The following is a 21434-nucleotide window of genomic DNA, read 5'->3' as shown; positions in this document are numbered from 1 at the left end:
ATCACCCCCCCACCGCAATTCCGACGTTTCCTATACAAGGCTGTAAAATTTCTGCCGCTATTTCGCACGCAAACGACTTTTTCTTTACACGTGTGTAAAGTTTCTGCCGGTTTTTGACGTAAAAACGGCAGTTTCTTTACATGACTGTAAAGTTGAAGTCGATTGATTGTGAACAAGCGCAATAGCAAGGGAGCTTTGATGGAGAACGCTGCGCAATTTTATAGTGAGCTTGACGAAATGTTTGCGAATCACGCGGGCGCTGACGCGATCGAGACGTATCTTTTGCGAAAACTTGCCGAAGCCAATCCCCTGCAGCTTTCAGTTCTCAACGAACTCATGGGATTTTACCGTTCGCGCGGAGAGTACGCAAAAAACAAGCCAATCATTGATAAGGCGCTAGATTTGGCAAAAAAGATGGATTTAGCAGGCACCGAAGCCGGCACAACTACGCTAATTAACGCCGCCACAAGCCTTCGCGCGGCAGGCAGCTACGATCGCGCCGAAAAAATTTACACTCAAGCTCTTAACGAATCCGCCGAAACGCTCGGCGCTAAAAACCGCAAGCTTGCCGCGCTTCACAACAATCTTTCGATGCTTTACAGCGAAACCGGTCGCACTCATGATGCAATTGAGGAGCTCAATCATGCGCTTGAAATTTTGCAAAATACGAGCACGGATCCTGAGCGCGACATCGATATTGCCGCTACGCACACGAATCTTGCGCTTGCAATGTTGCAGGAGTGCTCACAGGAGTGCTCGCATCCTAACACCAGCACAAACAGCAAATCCGCAACTCTTGACTCCGCTTTTGAACACGCTTCGACCAGCGTTCGCATGTACGTCGCGGGGAATAACGAAAATCAGCCGCACTACGCTTCTGCATTGGCAGGTTTTGCGCAAGTACAGTGCGCGCGCGGCGAGTACGCTCAGGCTGAGAAAAGTTACAGTAAGGCACTTGATTTGATTGCGAGATGCTACGGAAAAGATAGCGAATCTTACGCGATTACGGCAGAAAATTTGCGGCAGGCGCGCGAGTTGGCAGAAAAAGTTACGAAAGAATCTACAGAAATTCAAGAATCAGCAAACCAAGATATAACAGAACAACACTCAACGAACTCACACGCAGCAAACCAGAACGCAGCAAACCATAATATAAAAACTGGCATGCAATTAGCGCAATCATATTGGCAAACTTACGGAAAGCCGTTACTTGATCAGCCAAAATTTGCGAAATACAAGAACCGCATAGCTGCAGGATTAGTTGGTCATGGATCGGAATGTTATGGTTTTGACGACGAGATTTCGCGCGATCACGATTTTGGACCAGGATTCTGCTTATGGCTTACCGACGAAGATTACGCGGAAATCGGCGCGGATTTGCAGACTGCTTACGACGCACTTCCGCGAAAATACGCCGGTTTTGGCTCTCGCAACGAAACACCGCGCGCTAAATCATGCGAAAGCAGCAAGCGCGTCGGAGTGTTCAGCATAAGCGAATTTTTCGAAAATCTAACCGGCTTCCCCACCGCTCCAAGCCAAAACGAGCCGCACTTATGGCTATCGCTAAGCGAGTCAACGCTTGCAGCAGCAACGAATGGCAAAATTTTCGCGGATCCTCTTGGAGAGTTCTCAAAGGCGCGCCAAAGCTTCAAGCTCATGCCGGACGACGTGCGAATCTCACTAATCTCACGCAGACTTGGCATGATTTCGCAAGCTGGCCAGTACAATTTCCCACGCATGATCGCGCGCAAAGACGCTTCCGCAGCGTGGCTTTCTATCAACGAATTCGTGCGCGCAACCGCTTCACTCGTGTTTTTGCTCAACAATCCCGTAACTGCAGACTACTTGCCGTACTACAAGTGGCAGTTTGCAGCATTGCGCAAGCTCAGCAATCGCATGGCTTCTAGGCTTCCGGAAGTGTGCAGCAAACTTGAGTCGATAATGCAACTTTCTTCCGCTGCTTGCTTTGGCGGCGACGGTTTTGGCGAAGGCGGCAAGGGCGCTGGACTTGCGCAAAAGCAAGTTTCGCAAATAATTGACAGCATTTGCGAGGATATTGTGCGCGAACTGCAATACGAGGGCTTAAGCGATTGCGACGAAACTTTTTTGGAATGGCAACGGCCGTATGTTGAAGCGCATATTAATTCGCGTGCGGCGTGCTTAAGGAGCTTATGATGTACGATTTATCAGCAAATCCGAAAACGCAAAATCTTCCGAAAACGCAAAATCCGAAAACAGAAAATCTTGCGGAAGAAATCACTAAACTCGAGTGGGATCAGTTCCAGCTTACAGAAAACGAAGGCGGACGCGCGAATTGCCAAGGAAACTGGCCAACTTTTCGCATTATGCGCATGAGTCAATTTTTGGCGTGGCCGCTTGATTTGCAGGAGTCTTATAAACAGGATCTTGAGCGCGCGAATAGCGATGGACGCAATTTGATTACGGAAAAGTATGCGCGAATGATGGAGTCGACTGCGCCGGAAATTTTTGAGCGCACGATTAAGCCTTATATTAAGCCGATTTTGGAGCCTAGAAAAAGCGCGCAGGAGCAGATTATTTTAACGCAAGTCGAGTGGGCTGCGGATTTTCGCAATCGCTACCCGCATTTAGGTCTTGCGATGCGCGTGCTTAAAACTAGCGAGGATACGGCAGAAAATACGTCTTTTGAAACGTATTTGCGAGGCGAATTAAGCACATATTCTGACGCAACTTTCGCAAAATACCAGCGTTTTGTAAATAATTTGCGCACGGAAAATCTAAATCTTACGCAAATGATAATTGCGAATACTGTGCGCATGTATGGCTACGATTCGCTCGAAGCGGCCGAGCGCGCGCAATAAAGTGCTTGAGCGCCGGATTCATTCGTTACGCACGCCAATCACAACCTAGTTTCTAAAGCACCGCCACGCGAACCTGCCCTGCCTTCGTCAATCGAGACGAAGGCAGACCTCGCTTGCGTTGAAAGCACACTGTGCTTCACATGCCAAATCAGCCGAACGGCTACCAAAAGCCGTGAGGAACATGCGCGAAAGCAGGTCGTCAGCGCACACCAATCACAACCTAGTTTCTAAAGCACCGCCACGCGAACCTGCCCTGCCTTCGTCAATCGAGACGAAGGCAGACCTCGCTTGCGTTGAAAGCACACTGTGCTTTCAACCCTGAGCAAGCTCGGCGCTCCGAATTGCTTTCGCGCGCTAAATCGCAGCGCTCAAGCAGGTCGTCGCGCACGCGCGCAGCTTAAGAATAAAGCAACGACGCTGCAGAAGCGGCGCGAGAATCACTTTCGAGAAAAAGCGTGGAAGCAGCGGAAAGACCGGCGTGTTGCAAAAACGCGCGGTAAAGCATTACGTCAGGTTTGCGCAAATGCGATTCGTAAGATGCACAAACACCGTTTAACTCACCGAGTATTGGGCAAGTTTTGCGCGCGCAGTTTAACCAATCGCAAGAAGCGTTACCAAGTGCCCACACGCGCACGCCGCTCGCAATCAACTCGCGTGCCACAGCCGAAGCATCCGCGCGTTCGCCAGCAAAACCGCGCTCGAAACGCTCAAAATACAAGCGATATAGCCACGTAACTGCCGGTCCGTGATGCTCATCAAACGAATCCATCGCTTGCTTTCTGCTCCACCCAGCCTCGCGCAATGACTCGTGAAACTCAAAACCCCATTCCGGCTCGAAACTAAAGAGCACTTCCCCAATAAAATCCGGATAATCTGCATCCAGAGTGCGGCGCACATCCCAATCTACAAGCAATTGCAAGTCGAAAACAACGTCAGTCATTCCGCGCGAAGCATACTCGCGGATACTATTTTTGCGCACATCATCGCGCATATCATCGCGCACATCATTTATATCGCGCACATCATTTATATCGCGAATATCACAGATACCGCTTGCACTAACTGCTTTTATTTCAGCGCCCATAATTCCCACTTGTGCAATACGTTGCTTTCAAAACAGAAACAACAAAACAAAACAGCACACCAACCAAATACTCACACAGTTGGCGGAATACCGGCACTCATCGACGCATCGCCAACTACGCCAGAACCGTACATTCCTGCAGCAAAACTCGCTTGCAAACTGTTGAGATTGTAGCCAAGCGCCTCAAGCTGCGCGCGACCGTCCTCATTAATGTTTTCAACGCTCCAACGCGGCTTCCACGTCCAGTCAATGCGGAACTCTTCGACCAAGCCTGCGAGCGCATTCGCACACTCATCCTCAATCAATTCAGTTAGCGGACATGCAGGAGTAGTAAGCGTCATAGTAATAATTGCGCGCCCAAGCTCATCAATTTCAATGCCATAAACCAAGCCTAAATCAACCACATCAATGCCAAGCTCAGGATCCACAACATCGTGTAAAGCGTCTAAAATATCATCTTCTGTAACTCGGCCAATGTCATTTGCGCTTAAATTCGCAGGATGCGTTTCATGCGTCACCTCAGATGCCGATTGATTTTCTGCCATAATATTCCTTGCTTTGCTTGTACCAAAGTTCGATTTTACAAGTTGCCAAGAATTTGCGGATTTAAGTTTTGCGAGGCTTTTGCAATGCTGTCTTTTAAGCCTTCCCACGCCAAAAGCGCGCACTTAATTCGCATTGGGTAGCGCGATACGCCTTGCAAAACCATTGCATCTTCCAGCGCATCTTCGTCCTCTTCGTTTTCAAAACCTGCGCCGCGAGATTCCATAAGTTTGTGGAAAAGCGCGTCTAATCGCAAGGCTTCGTCAACCGATTTTCCTTCGACTAGATCAACCATCATTGAAAGGCTTGCTTGCGAAATCGAGCAGCCGTGACCGTCCCACTTAATACTTGATACTATTGGTGTTTCGTCATTATTGGCGCTGCGTGAAAGCTCTACTCGCATTGTAACTTCGTCGCCGCAAGTTGGATTGAATTGGTGCGATTGACCTAAAGCAGAGTTTTCTCCAGATGCAACAGCGCAACTTTCGTGAGCATTATTTAAGGTAATTTCGGCAGATTTTGTATTTCCTGCAGATTCTTGAGATTTTGTAGATTCTGTATTTTCTGCAGATTCTTGAGATTCTTCCTGCAATTCCGCTTGTGCGAGCTCGTCCGTACTTTCGAAATGAGTTTTGCCATGCGGATTTCGCGCAGCATCCAAAATTACTTCTTGGTACATGCTTTCTAAGCCGTCACCAGCCGCATCTGCAAAACCAGCACCTGTTGTACCAAAACCCATATCAAACATACGCTCTCCTTACCTACTCACTAACTCGTTGACTCGCCGATTCGATTGACTAACTCGCTAACTTCTCCAACTCGCTCGCTAACAATATTATGCGCCAAAGTAGGCGCGAACGTGTGAGACTGCTTCAACAAGCGCACGAGCCTCATCAATCGTATTGTAAACGCCAACAGAAGCACGATTCGAAGCGTACACGCCAAAATGACGGTGAATCGGCTGAGCACAATGATGCCCGACGCGAATCGCAATGCCCTGCGCGTCCAAAAACTGTCCAACATCATGCGGATGCACGCCTTCAACTTCAAAAGCAACTGTGCCAATTCGATTCTCTAAATCAGTCGGACCCAAAACGCGAACGCCTGGAACATCCCGTAATTTTAGCAATTCTGCAGCAATTTCCTGCTCATGCTCTGCAACTCGGTTCATGTCCAACGAGCGCAGCCAATCCGCTGCAACTCCTGCCGCAACCATTTGCGCAACAGGCTGAGTTCCAGCCTCAAAGCGGTAAGGCACATCCATGTATTGCGCCGACTTGTTAAGCCAAGCAAGCTCCACCATTGAGCCGCCAAAATTCGCAGGCGGAAGCGCATTCAAAAGCTCGCGACGACCATACAAGAATCCAACTCCTGTAGGACCATACATTTTATGCGCGCTAAATGCCGCAAAATCAACGTCTAATGCGTGAAAATCAACTGGAATATGCGGAACTGACTGGCATGCGTCAAGCACAAAAATCGCGCCGACTTCGTGAGCGCGCTTGCAAATCGACGAAACGTCCGTAATAGCGCCAGTAACGTTGCTAATATGCGTAACTGCAACGATTTTCGTGCGCTCGTCAATAATTGTTCGCAAATAATCTGCATCCGTGCGCACGCGACCATCTTCTGTTACGTCAATCCAGCGAAGCTCTGCTCCCGTGCGAAGAGCCAGCTCCTGGAATGGAAGCAAGACAGAATGGTGATCCGCGCGAGATACGACTATTACGTCGCCTTCTTGAAGCGCAAAATTTTTGCGGAAATCTGCAGAATCAACCAAATCAGCACTGTCTTTTTTGCAAATTCTCGCCTTCGCACTAGCGTTACCAATAGCAGTTGCAAGAAGATTAAGAGCGCCCGTAGCTCCCGGAGTAACAATAATTTCCTCGCTGCCAGCATCTGCGCACGCTCCAACAAGCAACGCAACTTTCGCGCGCGCTTGTTCAAACGCAACCGTCGAAAGTGCAGCCAACTCGTGCGCTCCCCTGTGCACACCAGCGTTAATTGTTTCGTAAAACTCTTTTTCAGCGTCGATTACAACTTGCGGCTTTTGCGAAGTAGCTGCAGAATCCAAGTAAATCAAGGGTTTTCCGTGCACAGTATCGTGAAGCGAAGTGCCGTGAACTGTGCGACTTAAAATCGGAAACTGCGAGCGCAAATCGCTAAATTCTCGCATAATATTTTCTGTAGTCACTGTAGTCATATTAAACCGCTATTTTAACGCTATTTTTACGAATATACAGATAGATTAAACTGCACTTGAACCGCGCTTAAGCCAGCGCCGACTCGGTTGTACCTTCCGGCAAATACTTGTCGTAGCCTTCTTCTTCCAGCTCGTCCGCAAGCTCCGGTCCTGCAGTCTTTACAAAGTGACCTTGCGCAAAAACATGCACAATATCCGGCTTAATATACTTGAGAATTCGTGTGTAATGCGTGACCATCATAATGCCCAAACCGGTGTTTTCTTTGGCGCGATTCACACCTTCAGACACAATTCGAAGCGCGTCAACATCCAAACCAGAATCAGTTTCATCCAAAATTGCAAACTTCGGCTTCAAAAGCTCTAATTGCAAAACTTCCGCGCGCTTCTTTTCGCCGCCAGAGAATCCTTCGTTTACAGAACGCGACGCAAATTTTGGATCCATTCGAAGCTTTTTCATAGCCTCGCTAAGTTCTTTCACCCAGCTTCTTAAAGATGGAGCTTTGCCTTCGACTTCAGTTTTTGCAGTGCGAAGGAAGTTCGTCATAGATACGCCCGGTACCTCTACTGGGTATTGCATTGCGAGGAATAATCCGGCTTTTGCGCGCTCGTCAGGAGTCATTTTCAAAATATCTTCGCCGTCGAGAAGAACTTGACCGGAATCGACTTCATACTTTGGGTGCCCTGCCAAAGTGTATGCAAGAGTAGACTTTCCAGATCCGTTAGGACCCATAATTGCGTGCGTTTCGCCAGAATTAACTGTAAGATTTACGCCTTTTAAGATTTGCTTGCGACCTTCTTTTGTTTCTACAGAAGCGTACAAATCCTTAATTTCCAAAGTTGACATGTTTTTCTCCTATTCTTCCGTTCTTGCAAGACGGCGCTCAATTGCCTTCATTAAGTGATCAACAATTTCCGGAACGCCAATTTCTTCAATAAGCTCGTTAAAGAATCCACGCACAACAAGCTTTCTGGCTTCAATCTCACTAACTCCGCGCGATTGCAAGTAGAAAAGCTCTTCGTCGTCAAATCTACCGACTGAACTTGCGTGACCGGCACCAATAATATTTCCGTTTTCAATTTCCAAATTCGGCTCAGAATCAGCGATTGCTCCAGGAGTGAGCACCAAATTACGATTCAACTCGTACGAATCTGTGCCAGGAGCTTCCGGCTTAATAAGCGCGTTTCCAACCCAAGTTGAATGCGCGCCTTTTCCTTCCAAAGCACCCTTGTACACTACTCGCGACTTGCATTCCGGATAATTGTGCACAACCATCGTGCGATGCTCAACATGCTCGCCAGGATCCACAAAATACATGCCGAGCATGTTCAAATCGCCCTGCTCGCCGCCAAAATCTTGATCCATGCGAATACGCACAACATCTCCACCAAGAGTGACCATCGTGTGACGAAGCGAAGCTCCCTCACCCACGTGAATACGCTGATTTCCAACGTGTTTGCTGCCCGAATCCCATTCTTGAATAAAGGTAGTAGAAACGTGCGCGTGTTTTCCGAGGATAATTTCCACACCTTCTGCAAGTTTCGCGCAGCCGGTATGTTCGATAATAATGTCAGCATTCGAGCGAGAATCCGCTTCGATTACTAAGTGCAGTGCGTCAAGCGCATTAACATTATTACCCTGAATTTTCAGCACGATTGGCTTTTTAATTTCGCCAGATACGTGAAGCACGCGCGCTTGTTTCGTTGCATTCCACGCAACTGCAGCCGCGCGATCAGAAGGCTTCATTCCGGTGTGAGGAGCCTCGTTTTGCGGCTTTACTTGCAAACTTACGGAACCGTCGCTTCCAACATAAGAATCATCCAAAGCAGCTCCACCAACGCCTTCAAGCGTTACATGAATGCTATTAGATGGTTTAAAACGCTCGAAAAACTCGGAAATTCGCTCAACTGGAGTGTATCGCCAATCTTCCTGCTTACGCGTTGGAATCGCAAAATCTTCCACGTTGAACGAGCGCACGGATTTGTCTGCGCTAGAAGGCATTGCCGCAGGAACCGCATACGGATCATTAGGATCTGCTACAGGAATAGTAATTTCTTTTTCCGTCATTTTATTGCCTAAATTCTCTTTTAAATCTTCGCTCATCAGCCCACGGATCCTTCCATTTGCAACTCAACTAAGCGATTCAACTCAAGCGCGTACTCCATTGGAAGTTCGCGGCTAATCGGCTCTACGAAGCCGCGAACAATCATGCCCATAGCCTCTTTTTCTTCAAGCCCTCGACTCATCAAGTAGAAAAGCTGATCCTCCGAAACCTTGGAAACAGTGGCCTCGTGAGCCATTGAAACGTCGTCTTCACGCACGTCAACATGCGGATAAGTATCCGACCTCGAAAAATCGTCAACAAGCAAAGCATCGCACACAACAGACGAACTAGAGCCCTTCGCGCCCTTAATAATCTTCACAAGACCGCGGTAAGCTGAACGTCCGCCGCCGCGCGAAATCGACTTAGCAACAATCGTTGAACTCGTGTGCGGAGCCAAATGAATCATTTTCGCACCCGTATCTTGATACTGACCGCGTCCAGCAAAGCTCAAAGACATAGTTTCTGCTTTTGCGTACGGCTCAGCAAGAATGCAAGCAGGATACTTCATAGTAGCTTTGGAGCCGATGTTGCCGTCAACCCACTCCATTGTGCCGCCTTCGCGCACGTAAGCTCGCTGAGTTACCAAGTTATACACGTTATTTGACCAGTTTTGAACGGTTGTGTATCGCACGCGCGCATGCTTTTCCACAACAATTTCAACGTTTGCAGCGTGAAGAGAATCCGTGGAATAAATTGGAGCCGTGCAACCCTCAACATAATGCACGTAAGAGCCTTCGTCTGCAATAATCAACGTGCGCTCAAACTGACCCATGTTCGGCGTATTAATGCGGAAGTAAGCCTGAAGCGGAATATCCACGTGCACGCCTTTTGGAACGTACACGAACGAGCCACCACTCCAAGCCGCTGTGTTAAGAGCCGCAAACTTGTTGTCGTCAACTGGAATCACAGTTGCAAAATACTTTTTTACAAGCTCCGGATACTTTTGCACTGCTGTATCCGTATCAACAAAAATTACGCCTTGCGCAGCCAAGTCTTCGCGAATCGAATTGTAAATAACTTCCGACTCATACTGTGCTGCAACGCCTGAAACTAAGCGCTTTTTCTCAGCTTCCGGAATGCCGAGCCTGTCGTAAGTTTTGCGAATATCTTCTGGCAAATCGTCCCAAGTTTTCGCTTGATCGTGAACCGGACGCACGTAGTATTTAAAATCATCCGCGTCAAAACCGCTTAAATCCACGCCCCAATCCGGCATCGGCTTTTGCAAAAATGCGCGGTAACCTTGCAAACGAAGATTTAGCATCCATTCCGGCTCGTGCTTGTCAGCGGAAATTGCACGAACAACCGACTCGTCAATACCCTTCTTCGCAGCCTCGCCTGCAGCATCCGAATCATGCCAACCGTAATTGTAATCGCCAAATTCAGCGACAATCTGCTCGTCTTTACGGATTTTCTCTTCGTTTACGCGAGCGCGATCTGCCACATACTGGCTCATCTCAACGTCTGCAGCTTTATTTTTTGCTGGATTATTGCCATCACTTGCTGCAACGCTTAGATCGCCAGTAACGCCAGTATCATTCATATTGCCAGCATCGCTCATATTGCTAGTATCGCTCATAAAGCCTGTAACACCTCCATACTTAACGCACACCTGCGCGCGGTACGTATTAATTGGCAAAAGCTGCTCCCCAAAGCGCTACTTTTGCACTCTCCCCACTCAATTATCACCTATCTAAGGTTACCGCGTAATGCGATTTCTTGGTATAGCCGTGTTACGTGCAAAACGTAATGTTTATCACAATCTAATAAAACATAAACGGCAGAAACTTTACGCGAGTGTAAAGAAAAGGTCGTTTACGCACCAAAAAACGGCAGAAACTTTACAGCGTAGTAAAGTTTCGGTCGGTTACGCGCCAAAAAGCGGCAAAAACTTTGCAGCGTTGTCAAGAAAAGGTCGTTTACGAATTAAAAAGCGGCAAAACTTAGGAAAACCAAGTCTTACCGCTTATTTCTATTTACTTAATTCTTACTTAAGTCCCACTTAAGCTTTACTTAAGCCTTACTTAAATCTTACTTAAGTCTACTTATCTTCCTTGCTATTTTGAGAAGCCTCTTGATGCTCAAGAGCAGCCGCAACCAAGCCAGCAAACAGTGGATGAGGCTTAGTTGGGCGAGATTTAAACTCTGGATGAGCTTGAGTTGCTACGTAGAATGGGTGAACTTCCTTTGGAAGCTCCACAAACTCAGTCAAATTACCATCTGGGCTTTGACCGCTAATACGCAAGCCGGCTTCACGCAAACGATCCTTATATGCCACGTTCACTTCATAACGGTGACGGTGACGCTCAGTAACATGCGTAGTGCCATAAAGCTCAGCAACAATAGAGCCTTCTTCAAGCGTTGCAGGGTAAGAGCCAAGTCGCATTGTGTGACCCATATCTCCCTTACCGGCCACAATATCCTTCTGCTCTTCCATAGTTGCGATTACTGGATCGCCACAATCCTTCTCGAACTCAGTGGAATTAGCATCCTCAAGTCCAAGCACGTGACGAGCGTATTCAATAACCATAGATTGCAAGCCAAGGCAAAGACCAAGCGTTGGCAAACCGTGCTCGCGAGCGTAACGAAGTGCGCCAATTTTACCTTCAATACCGCGAATTCCGAAGCCGCCTGGAATAACCATGCCATCCATTTGGTCAAGAGCCGCAGCCGCACCTTCTTGAGTTTCGCACTTGTCTGCAGCAACCCAGCGCACGTTTACCTTAGCCCAGTTTGCAAAACCGCCAGCCTTAATAGCTTCGGTAACAGAAAGGTACGCATCTGGCAAATCAATATACTTTCCAACGATTGCAATGTTCAGCTCATGCTTTGGATGATGCACGCGCTCAAGCAAATCTTCCCACTCGTTCCAATCAACATCGTGGAATGGAAGCTCAAGCTCACGAACAACGTAAGCGTCCAAACCCTCGTTGAACAAAATCTTCGGCACATCGTAAATGCTTGGAGCGTCGACGCAGTTCACAACGCCTTCAGCATCGACATCACACATAAGCGAAATCTTGTCTTTGATGCCTTGATTAAGCGGACGATCCGAACGCAAGACAAGCGCGTCTGGAGAAATGCCAAGAGAGCGAAGCATCATAACAGAATGCTGAGTTGGCTTAGTTTTCAATTCGTGAGCTGCAGCAATATAAGGCACCAAAGAAACGTGCACAAACATGCAGTTTTCAGGACCTAAATCGCGACGAACTTCGCGAGCTGCCTCCAAAAATGGCTGGGACTCAATATCGCCAACCGTTCCGCCAATTTCCGTAATAATAACGTCTACATCGTCGGAAGCTTGAGCGCGCATACGCGACTTGATTTCACCAGTAATATGCGGAATAACCTGCACGCACTGACCCAAATATTCGCCAGCGCGCTCCTTACGAAGCACAGACTGATAAATCTGACCAGTTGTAACATTCGCTTTCTGGCTTAAGAAAACATCGAGGAATCGCTCGTAATGACCAATATCGAGATCTGTCTCCGCTCCATCTTCCGTAACATAGACTTCACCATGCTGGAATGGGTTCATTGTACCCGGGTCAACGTTGATATAAGGATCGAGTTTTTGTTGTAATACATGCAATCCGCGACTGCGTAAAAGTCGGCCTAAAGATGATGCTGTAAGGCCTTTTCCGAGGGACGAAACTACGCCACCAGTGACAAAAATATGCTTTGTAATATGCTCCTGAGAGTTACCATGTTGTCTTCTAACCATGGAACTCCATAGTATCTTCGAGCCTCGACGCTGGGTGTTGATTCGCAAAAAATCGAACAAAATCAAACAAGATGCGCAACAGCTTCCAAAGCGAGCTTATAGCCGTACAATCCCATGCCTGTAATAGTGCCGGTTGCAACAGGACTAATTACGCTAATTTTACGAAAAGCATCGCGCGCAGCAGGATTAGAAATATGCACTTCCATTAACGGAACTCCAGCATCCAAAACCATGTGAGCCGCGTCCGCGAGCGCGTAACTGTAGTGCGTAAAAGCGGCAGGATTCATAACAACGGGCGTATGAGTATCGGCAGCTTCGTGCATCCAGTGAACCATTTGAGCTTCGTCGTCACTTTGGCGCACTTCTACTTCAAACCCAAGTTCCGCACCCCACTTTTCGCATTTCTCGCGCAAAATTTCAAAGTTCTCGCTACCGTACACGTCCGGCTGTCGCACGCCTAAACGACCTAAATTCGGCCCGTTTACAACAAGCACTTTTTTTGTATGCTGATTTTCCATTTTTACCTCGCAAGATTAATTAATTTTGCTTATAAACGCGCTCGAAAGCTTCTTTAACTGCTTCAATAGGCGGGTTGTCAAGATGAATAGGATTCGAAATACCATCCAAAATTACGAAACGTAGCATGTTGCCGCGCGCTTTTTTGTCGCGATGCATAAGGTTAAGCACGCACTCAAAAGCAGCATCCGCATCTTTTGCACACTGCCACGAAGTTGGCAATCCAAGCGAATCCAAAAGCGAACGATGATACGCAACGTCTCCCGCATCCAAATATCCTAAAATTTGCGCAAGCTCCGCCGCAAAAAGCATGCCAACAGCTACAGCGTTTCCATGACGCCAGCGGAAATGCTCAATCTGCTCAATCGCGTGGCCAAGCGTATGCCCGTAGTTCAAAAACTCGCGCAAACCCTGCTCTTTTAAATCGCTCGATACGTGATACACCTTTACTTTAACTGTGCGTTCAATAAGCTCCACGAGCAGTTCGTGAAGTTCGTTATTATTTTCTAAATCATCCCCATTAAATTCACGCAAAAGCTTCGCATTATTGGCATCGCTAAGAATCTTCAAAATTTCACCGTCGCGAATAAAACCAGATTTTGCAACCTCACCCAAGCCTTCAATAAGAATATCGTTTGGAAGAGTTGCAAGCGTAGAAGTATCTGCTAAAACGCCAGCTGGAGTGTAAAAGCTGCCGACTAGATTCTTTCCAGCATCCGTATTAATACCAGTTTTACCGCCCGTAGACGCGTCAACCATCGCAAGAAGCGAAGTAGGGCAGTTTACATAGCGAATTCCACGCATCCAAGTTGCAGCAACAAAGCCAGCGACATCCGTTGCTGCTCCCCCGCCTAAACCAACAATTGCATCCGAACGAGTAAAACCAGCTTCTGCCAAGTTAGCCCACAATCCGCTTGCAACTTTAATAGTTTTTCCAGCTTCTGCATCCGGAATTAGCATGTCGAAAACTTCGTAACCAGATTGGCGCAAAATAGTTCGAGCTTTGTCGCTATGACGCTGAACAGGTTGCGTGTGAACTAACGCCACTTTAACCGGCTTAGTTCCAAGCATTTGCGGCAGAAGTTGCATTGCACCGTCGCCAATTCGCACATCGTATGGTTCAATTCCCTCACCTGTTACGTGCACAATACGTTGCATAATCATATTCCTTAATTTTTCTGCAGCCATATACGGAGTCGAACCTTTTGTTTGCATGTGGATATTCGATACCGCCTTAAAAACAGGATCTCTCTGCTCAAATAATTCCATCCAACGCTTTTGCGCATCTTCTCCAGAAAACATAGGACGATTATTATTCCAGCTTGCGCGCTCAATAGCCTCTTTAGCATTTGCTTGCAAATACACAACGCGACCACCACTACGCATATACTCACGCAAAACTTTTTGAGTTTCTTCACGCATAGGCGCACCGCCACCAAGCGAAACTATTCCCTTTGTAGAATCTTCTGCAGATGTATCTCCTAAAATTGCCTCTCGCACTATGCGAGCTTCTATTTCACGAAAAGCATCCTGGCCATATTCCTCGAAATATTGCGGTATTGACATATCAATATCGCACTCGATCATGTCATCTGTATCATAAAAAGGCAGATTCATAAGATGCGCAACTTCACGGCCAACACGCGTTTTCCCAGCAGCAGGCATGCCAATAATAACAGCTAGCGGAAGTTTAGTGTTGCTCATTTCATATTCTCCGGCCAGGAAGCTACGTAAGACTCCACATTTCGGCGCGTTTCTTGCAAAGAATCTCCGCCGAATTTTTCCAAAGCATACTTAGCTAAAGTAAGCCTTACCATCGCTTCTGCAACTACAGAAGCAGCTGGCACAGCAGTGAAATCTGAGCGCTGATTAATAGCTTGAGCAGCTTCGCCAGTAAGCACATCCACTGTGCACAAAGCGCGTGGAATAGACGGAATTGGTTTCATTGCAGCGCGCACGCGAATAATTTCGCCGTTCGACATTCCGCCTTCAATTCCTCCAGCTCGATTAGTAAGACGCTTAATTTTCCCGTTTTCGCCTGTTACCATTTCGTCGTGCGCGGCCGATCCAGGGCGATCTGCCTCTGCAAAACCGTCGCCAATTTCCACGCCTTTAATAGCCTGAATTCCCATAATCGCGCTCGCGAGAGCTGCATCCAAGCGACGATCCGACTCAACGTATGTGCCAACTCCTGCAGGCATACCGTAAGCAAGCACTTCCACTACTCCACCGAGCGTATCTGCATTTGCTTTTGCTTCGTCGATGCGAGCCATCATTTTAGCTTCAGCATCTTTGTCGAGAGTGCGAACTGGAGAAGCATCCAGAGCGGCAACATCATCTGGTGTTGGTAAAGCTAAACTTTTGTTAGTGTATTCGCCGCCGATGCCGATAACATGCGCAACTGTGCGCACACCCAAAGCCTGCTGTAAAAACGCATCAGCAATAGCACCCAAAGCCACACGAGAAGCTGTTTCCCTAGCACTCGAACGCTCCAAAACTTCGCGAGCATCATTAAAACCGTACTTGCGCATGCCAGTTAAATCCGCATGACCTGGGCGAGGACGGCTCAAAGGAGCATTTCTGCCAACTTGCTCAACCTCGTGATCCAAAGGATCTGCACTCATTACTTCGGTCCACTTTGGCCACTCTGTATTCGCGATTTCTACAGCAATCGGAGAACCAAGCGTTACGCCGTGGCGAACTCCAGTTAAAAGACGCACTTTGTCTTGCTCAAACTTCATACGCGCTCCACGACCATAACCAAGGCGACGGCGAGCAAGTGCCGAAACTACATCGTTGCTAGTAATGTGCACGCCAGCCGGCAAACCTTCAATCATGGCTACTAACGCTTCACCGTGCGACTCCCCTGCCGTTTGCCATCTAAGCATGCCATTTCTCCATTCTCAAGTAATTTACGCGTCTAAATACTCTACTCTACTAACTACCAAGTATTGAGCTGGTTGTTATTGACAGCAATGCTGCGAGTATTGCAGATATTGCTTCTACTGGTACGAATGGTATTGATGCGTTGGTTGGAGAGCAGATTTTGCAGTAAATTTTCCATAGCAAAAGCCAAAGTAAGCCAACTGCTCCAACTAAAGCGAACCAGTAAATTAAGCAGTCAAAGCCGAATAATACCAAGGCTTGCGCAATCATTGACGCGCTCGTAACATCTCCGAAGCCAATAGCATTTTTTGCGGAAATTTTTCGCATACTCCAGTAAATTACAAAAATAATTACGCAAGAAATCCAGCCGAAAATAAGCACGCTAATATTTCTAAATAAAATAATCGAATATATGAGATTCGCAAAAGATTGAAAAATTCCTGCAATAACAACCCAAAGTCTTGGCACTACGCGACTTTTTATGTCTGTTGCGCAAACTGAAATTAAACATGTGAGCGTTGGTAGCACCGATAGTATCGTAATAATTAATTGCTTCATTAAAGCAGATTACGAAAACTTGCGAAACTGTTACAACCTCAACACATCTATGTGGTTAAAAGCTATATTTTTATTTAATATTTTAATTTCGCACCATTCAGTCGTGTGGATATCAGTGTGGTAGAGATTTGAGATTTTTCGCACTGAGCGCGGCGAACGTCAGAGCCGCAGGCTGCTGATTCGCCAAGCGAAGAAGAAAAATCGAAAAATCTCTGCGATAAAACGAGGTTATTAAAGATTAAACACGCAGAGTTTGGGGGATTTCTCTACGAGCAATAAAAGAGGACTGAGGAAGCAACATTCTTTAAAGAACAAAGCAGACACAAAAACCTCTAACAGCCAAAGCGACGAAGGACGGGAACTTGCGAGGAGAGAAATCCCCCAAAACTCGCGCCACAGCAAACAAAAATAAGCTTAGTTTAGTTGCCTTCGGGATTATTGCGCTTGTACTCGTCGCGGAATTTCAAAAAGTCGTCTTTGTTATCCGCAAACTTCGTTTCACCAGTCTTCAAATTCGTAGTGACGAAGTAAAGCCATGGACCATCTTGAGGCTTAATGGTTGCAAGCAACGCGCTGTCGCCAGCAATGCCAATAGGCGTAGGGGTCAAACCCTTATGAATACGTGTATTATACGGATTATTTGCATCGTCAAGCATTGCTTGCGTGAGTTTAATAGGTTTTACTCCTGCGCCGTAACCAACAGTAGAATCCATTCCTAACGGCATATCTTTTGCCAAACGGTTCAGTATTACGCGAATAACTTTGCCATAATATTCGCGATTATTCACTTCAGCTTCGGCAATAGACGCCATAATTAAGGCTTTTTCTCTATCTTTACCTTTAGGAATTCCAAGAGAATCAAGTTTTTCAATACGCTTTTTTACCATTGCGGAAAGAATAGCATCCGCACTTTTCATAGCTTTTACGTTATAAACTCCAGGCTCTAGCCAGCCTTCAACGCTACCGTTTGCTTCAGCAGGCAGAATTCCTGCGGCGCCATCAGCTAACGCAGCCTTGAATTTATCTAAACTTATTCCAGATAATGTTGAAGCTTTTTGCAAAACGTCTGCTGCGTGATCCCCTGCACGAACATCAAGGAATCCGCCTGCTTTTGTTTGATCTGAAAGAATATCAACTACATCAATAGCAGCCATATGTTTTTTCAGTGAGTAAACGCCAGGATACAAAATTTTATTATTTGCAGAAACAGCTGAAGTGAATGCAGCTTGCGATTTAACAACATTCGCTTTCACTAGTTTTTCAGCAACTGTAATAGCGCCTTCGCCAGTATCGACTGTAAACTCAACAGATCCATAACCAGGACCCGACCAATCTGCAACAGCTTCACTGTTCTGAGACAAACGCCACGCACGCACAGCACTGTATCCAACGTAACCAACAACACATAGCACGAACACAATCAATATAGCTAAAACTGCTTTTGCTCGACGTTTACGCTTCTTTGCAGCAAGACGCGCTTTTGCTCGTTTGCGAGATTTTCCTGACGAATCTGAACCGTTAGAAGTAGACGATGAAGGAGAATCATCATGCTCAGTCCATTGTGCATGATTGTCAAAGAACTCATCAAAACTATCGGACATTTGACACTCCTCTTCTACTTTCTAACTTTTGTTCATTTACTTTTACTAGTTTTGTTGCGCATATTTTGAATCGAGAGCAGACTGCAAAATCAACACTGCCGACTGCTGATCCACCATTGGGCGATGCTTTTTAGTAGAAAGATCTGCTTGCAAAAGCTGACGATGAGCACTTACTGTTGTCAAACGCTCATCTTTCCAAACTACTTCTGGCATATAATCCAATGCCCAATCTTTTTCATCATGCAATATTTGCATGCGTTTTATTAGATTCTTCCCCCAGCGCAGAGCTTTTTTAGCAGATTTTCCTTCAGTGCCATCGAGTTGCAAAGGCAAGCCTATAACAACTTTTTCTACATTGTTATCTTCAATAACTTCAAGCACTTCATCTATAGCACGGAAGGAATCTCCAAACACTTGCACATTACCAATAGGATGTGCAAAGGTGAGACCAGGGTCGGAAAGTGCAAGTCCGACCCTTGCGTCACCTAAATCAATACCTAACCACACCATATTTCGTGTTGCTTTTGGTATGATTCGTAAATTTTTAAGCTGTAAGACACGCACTAGGCGAGCTTAGCTACTTCTGATTTCGCAGCTTCGAGAGCTTCATCAATCTTAGAAGCGTCTGTACCACCGCCCTGAGCGAAGTCTGGCTTGCCGCCACCGCCGCCACCAAGCACCTTGGAAGCAGTACGCACCAAGTCGCCAGCCTTAGCACCAAGACCGCGAGCAGCTTCGTTTGTAGCGACTGCGATCATTGGACGATCGTCCTCATTAACACCAGCAAGTGCAACAACCACTGGAGCATCTTCACCTAAACGAGCGCGAATATCTAGAACTGTCTTACGCAAAGCATCGAATGAGCCAAAGTTGCCAACATTCTTAAGAGCCAACTTAACTTTTTCGTTACTATTCTTTGCTTCATCAACTAATGTTGGTACAGCTTCATTTAATTGAGCTTCGTAAACAGATGCAAGCTTACGATCAGAATCCTTCATCTTGTTAAGCAAAGATTCCAAACGTTCAGCTAACTCGTCTGGACGAGCGTTAACCATGTCTGCTAATTGCGCAACCAAAGTGTGTTCACGAGCGCCATACTCGTACGCAGCTTCACCGCAAAGAGCGTCGATTCTGCGCACACCAGAGCCAATAGAAGACTCGGAAAGAATAGTTACCATACCAATCTTTCCAGTGCTCTTAGCGTGAGTACCGCCACAAAGCTCACGGCTCCAACCGTCGCCGATTTCAACAACGCGCACAACATCGCCGTACTTTTCGCCGAACAAGTGCATTGCTCCAAGCTTAAAAGCGTCGTCGATTGGCATTTCCTTAGGAACTACCTGCAAATCGTCACGAATACGCTCATTTACGCGAGCTTCAACGCGAGAAAGCGCATCCTTATCGACAGCCTTTGGCCACTGGAAGTCGAAACGCAAACGATCTGGATCAACTACAGAACCACGCTGAGTAGCCTGTGGACCAAGCTCTTCGCGCAAAGCCTTGTGAAGAGTGTGAGTAGCGGTGTGAGAACGCGCCAACGCAGCCCTGCGAACCTGATCAATATTCGTGTTTACAGGAGAACCAACGCTCAAAGTACCTTCAGTAAGTCGGCAGCTGTGAACAATCAAATCCTTGATTGGACGCTGAACATCGTCGACTTCCAAAATTGCGCCGTCGTCGGAAATAATCTCACCTTGATCTGCAATCTGACCGCCGCGCTCAGCATAGAATGGCGTGCGATCGAGAATAATCTCAACGTTTGCAGGAGCTGTGACGCTTTTAACAGAACCCTTGCCTGCTTCAACAATTGCCAAAACGTTTGAACGACTTGAGAAGTCGGTGTAACCGAGGAAGTCGATTGGCTTTTCGAGCGACTTCTTAATATCGTCGTAAACGCTAACGTCCACATTGTGACGCTTCTTCAAAGCGTCAGCGCGAGCGCGACCTTTCTGCTCGCTCATAAGATCGCGGAACTTAGCTTCGTCGACCTTAACACCCTGCTCGGCTGCCATCTCAAGAGTAAGCTCAATTGGGAAGCCGTAAGTATCGTGCAAAGTAAACGCGTCAGAGCCGCCAACCATAGGGTCATCCTTGTGCTCTTTCTTAGCTTTTTCAACAGCCAAGTCGAGAATAGTTGTGCCCTTTTCAAGAGTGCGACGGAAAGCGTCCTCTTCACCGTAAGCCGCTTCGCTAACCTCGTGGAAAGTATCGTTAAGCTCTGGATAGCTTGGCTCCATAGCAGACTTAGAAACTGGGAACAAGGTTGGTAAAACTGGATCTTGCACACCAAGCATACGCATTGCGCGAACAGTTCTGCGAAGAAGACGACGAAGCACATAGCCGCGGCCAACATTACTTGGGCGCACGCCATCACTCATAATCATCAAAGCGGAACGCACGTGATCTGCTACAACGCGGAAACGCACGTCAGCATCATTATTATCGCCGTACTTTACGCCGCTAAGCTTTTCTGCAGCTTCAATAACTGGGTAAACTTCGTCAGTTTCGTAAATATTTTCCTTACCTTGCATAAGGTAAGCCAAACGCTCCAAACCAGCGCCAGTATCAATATTCTTTTGATCGAGTTCGCCAGCAATATGCAAATCAGTCTTAGATTTGACGTTATCTACCTGGTAATTTTCGAAAACCAAATCCCAAATCTCAATAAAGCGAGATTCGTCAGCAGCTGGGCCTCCGTCGCGACCATACTTAGGACCGCGATCCACGTAGATTTCGGAGCATGGGCCGCCAGGACCAGGACCGCCGGTAGTCCAGAAGTTATCTTCCATACCGAAAACTTGCATATGCTCTGGGTCGAAGCCTTCGTTCTTCCAAATTGCGCGGGCTTCATCGTCGTCAGTATAAGTAGTAACCCAAAGCTTTTCAGGGTCAAAACCGTAGCCGCCCTTATCTTGAGGACTAGTTAAAAGCTCCCAAGCGTAGTGAATAGCTTCTTCCTTAAAATAATCGCCAAACGAGAAGTTACCAACCATCTGGAAGAAGGTGCCGTGACGAGTAGTCTTACCAACTTCGTCAATATCTAGAGTGCGAACGCACTTCTGATTCGAAGCCATACGACGCGAAGGAGGCGTCTGCTCTCCGAGCAAGTAAGGAATAAACGGCACCATGCCTGCGATAGTAAATAACGTAGTTGGGTTCGGCGAAATAAGAGAAGCCGAAGGAACAACCATATGACCATTCTTAGCAAAATAGTCAAGATAACGCTTTGCAATTTCTGCTGTGCGCATACGTACGAACTCCTTGTGTAATTTTTAGCAAGACCCACGCAAACCGTCACAAATAACTGTCATAAACAAAAGCCACATGCAACGCTCACACGAAATCGTGCCGCATGACGCACGACGCAATCATGCAAACAT

The 21434-nt window shown here is 47.0% G+C and carries 17 protein-coding genes; 2 read left to right on the top strand and 15 right to left on the bottom strand.

The genetic code is table 11. The features are described from left to right. The first annotated feature begins 198 nt into the window (after positions 1-198). Positions 199-2175 carry a DUF4037 domain-containing protein gene (locus DOD25_RS00820; protein ID WP_112928523.1) on the top strand — a complete coding sequence of 659 codons (1977 nt, stop codon included), beginning with the start codon at positions 199-201 and terminating at the stop codon, positions 2173-2175. Further along, positions 2175-2840, top strand: coding sequence for a DUF4125 family protein (locus DOD25_RS00815; RefSeq protein WP_112928522.1), 666 nt, complete (start codon positions 2175-2177; stop codon positions 2838-2840). The genes DOD25_RS00820 and DOD25_RS00815 overlap by 1 nt, the downstream gene beginning before the upstream one ends. Positions 2841-3237: 397 nt before the next feature. Here the strand turns inward: DOD25_RS00815 and DOD25_RS00810 are convergent, their stop codons facing one another. The 15 genes from DOD25_RS00810 to alaS all read right to left on the bottom strand — a co-directional run bounded on the left by DOD25_RS00810 (position 3238) and on the right by alaS (position 21302). Then, positions 3238-3924, bottom strand: a complete 687-nt coding sequence (locus DOD25_RS00810; protein ID WP_196776768.1) for an HAD family hydrolase — start codon at positions 3922-3924, stop codon at positions 3238-3240. Positions 3925-3995: 71 nt separating this feature from the next. Next, positions 3996-4469: a metal-sulfur cluster assembly factor gene (locus DOD25_RS00805; protein WP_064340461.1), complete on the bottom strand. Its 474-nt coding sequence runs from the start codon at positions 4467-4469 to the stop codon at positions 3996-3998. 35 nt (positions 4470-4504) lie between these two features. Then, a complete protein-coding gene (gene sufU, locus DOD25_RS00800; RefSeq protein WP_112928520.1) occupies positions 4505-5215 on the bottom strand; it encodes a Fe-S cluster assembly sulfur transfer protein SufU in 711 nt (236 codons plus the stop codon). 87 nt (positions 5216-5302) lie between these two features. Further along, entirely contained in the window at positions 5303-6643 is a 1341-nt protein-coding gene (locus DOD25_RS00795; RefSeq protein ID WP_162720547.1) for a SufS family cysteine desulfurase, read from the bottom strand. A 94-nt stretch (positions 6644-6737) separates the two neighbouring features. Then, positions 6738-7514 (bottom strand): Fe-S cluster assembly ATPase SufC, encoded by a 777-nt coding sequence (gene sufC / locus DOD25_RS00790; RefSeq protein ID WP_004105229.1) that lies wholly within the window; start codon positions 7512-7514, stop codon positions 6738-6740. A gap of 9 nt (positions 7515-7523) precedes the next feature. After that, positions 7524-8771, bottom strand: coding sequence for a Fe-S cluster assembly protein SufD (gene sufD / locus DOD25_RS00785; protein ID WP_112928518.1), 1248 nt, complete (start codon positions 8769-8771; stop codon positions 7524-7526). Beyond that, positions 8771-10225 carry a Fe-S cluster assembly protein SufB gene (gene sufB / locus DOD25_RS00780; RefSeq protein ID WP_217428707.1) on the bottom strand — a complete coding sequence of 485 codons (1455 nt, stop codon included), beginning with the start codon at positions 10223-10225 and terminating at the stop codon, positions 8771-8773. The genes sufD and sufB overlap by 1 nt, the downstream gene beginning before the upstream one ends. Before the next feature lie 585 nt (positions 10226-10810). Continuing rightward, on the bottom strand, positions 10811-12493 hold the full coding sequence (locus DOD25_RS00770) for a CTP synthase (protein WP_004119263.1): 1683 nt from the start codon (positions 12491-12493) through the stop codon (positions 10811-10813). Between the two features lie 62 nt (positions 12494-12555). After that, positions 12556-13011: a type II 3-dehydroquinate dehydratase gene (locus DOD25_RS00765; RefSeq protein WP_064340465.1), complete on the bottom strand. Its 456-nt coding sequence runs from the start codon at positions 13009-13011 to the stop codon at positions 12556-12558. A gap of 19 nt (positions 13012-13030) precedes the next feature. Next, the gene (locus DOD25_RS00760; RefSeq protein WP_112928517.1) at positions 13031-14713 is read right to left on the bottom strand and encodes a bifunctional shikimate kinase/3-dehydroquinate synthase; all 1683 of its coding nucleotides are present in this window, start codon (positions 14711-14713) and stop codon (positions 13031-13033) included. Next, positions 14710-15897, bottom strand: coding sequence for a chorismate synthase (aroC, locus tag DOD25_RS00755; RefSeq protein ID WP_112928516.1), 1188 nt, complete (start codon positions 15895-15897; stop codon positions 14710-14712). Before aroC ends, DOD25_RS00760 begins: the two co-directional genes overlap by 4 nt. A 49-nt stretch (positions 15898-15946) precedes the next feature. Further along, the gene (locus DOD25_RS00750; RefSeq protein ID WP_004105258.1) at positions 15947-16363 is read right to left on the bottom strand and encodes a hypothetical protein; all 417 of its coding nucleotides are present in this window, start codon (positions 16361-16363) and stop codon (positions 15947-15949) included. 509 nt (positions 16364-16872) lie between these two features. Further along, positions 16873-18054 (bottom strand): endolytic transglycosylase MltG, encoded by a 1182-nt coding sequence (gene mltG, locus DOD25_RS00745; protein WP_112928515.1) that lies wholly within the window; start codon positions 18052-18054, stop codon positions 16873-16875. Positions 18055-18099: 45 nt separating this feature from the next. Then, positions 18100-18564, bottom strand: coding sequence for a Holliday junction resolvase RuvX (gene ruvX, locus DOD25_RS00740; protein WP_004119274.1), 465 nt, complete (start codon positions 18562-18564; stop codon positions 18100-18102). Positions 18565-18617: 53 nt separating this feature from the next. After that, the gene (gene alaS, locus DOD25_RS00735; protein ID WP_064340385.1) at positions 18618-21302 is read right to left on the bottom strand and encodes an alanine--tRNA ligase; all 2685 of its coding nucleotides are present in this window, start codon (positions 21300-21302) and stop codon (positions 18618-18620) included. Positions 21303-21434 lie beyond the last annotated feature (132 nt).

Source organism: Gardnerella leopoldii (assembly GCF_003293675.1).
GTDB lineage: Bacteria > Actinomycetota > Actinomycetes > Actinomycetales > Bifidobacteriaceae > Bifidobacterium > Bifidobacterium leopoldii.
Note: the sequence above shows the minus strand (reverse complement) of the source record. Positions and strands in the feature narration are given on the sequence as shown.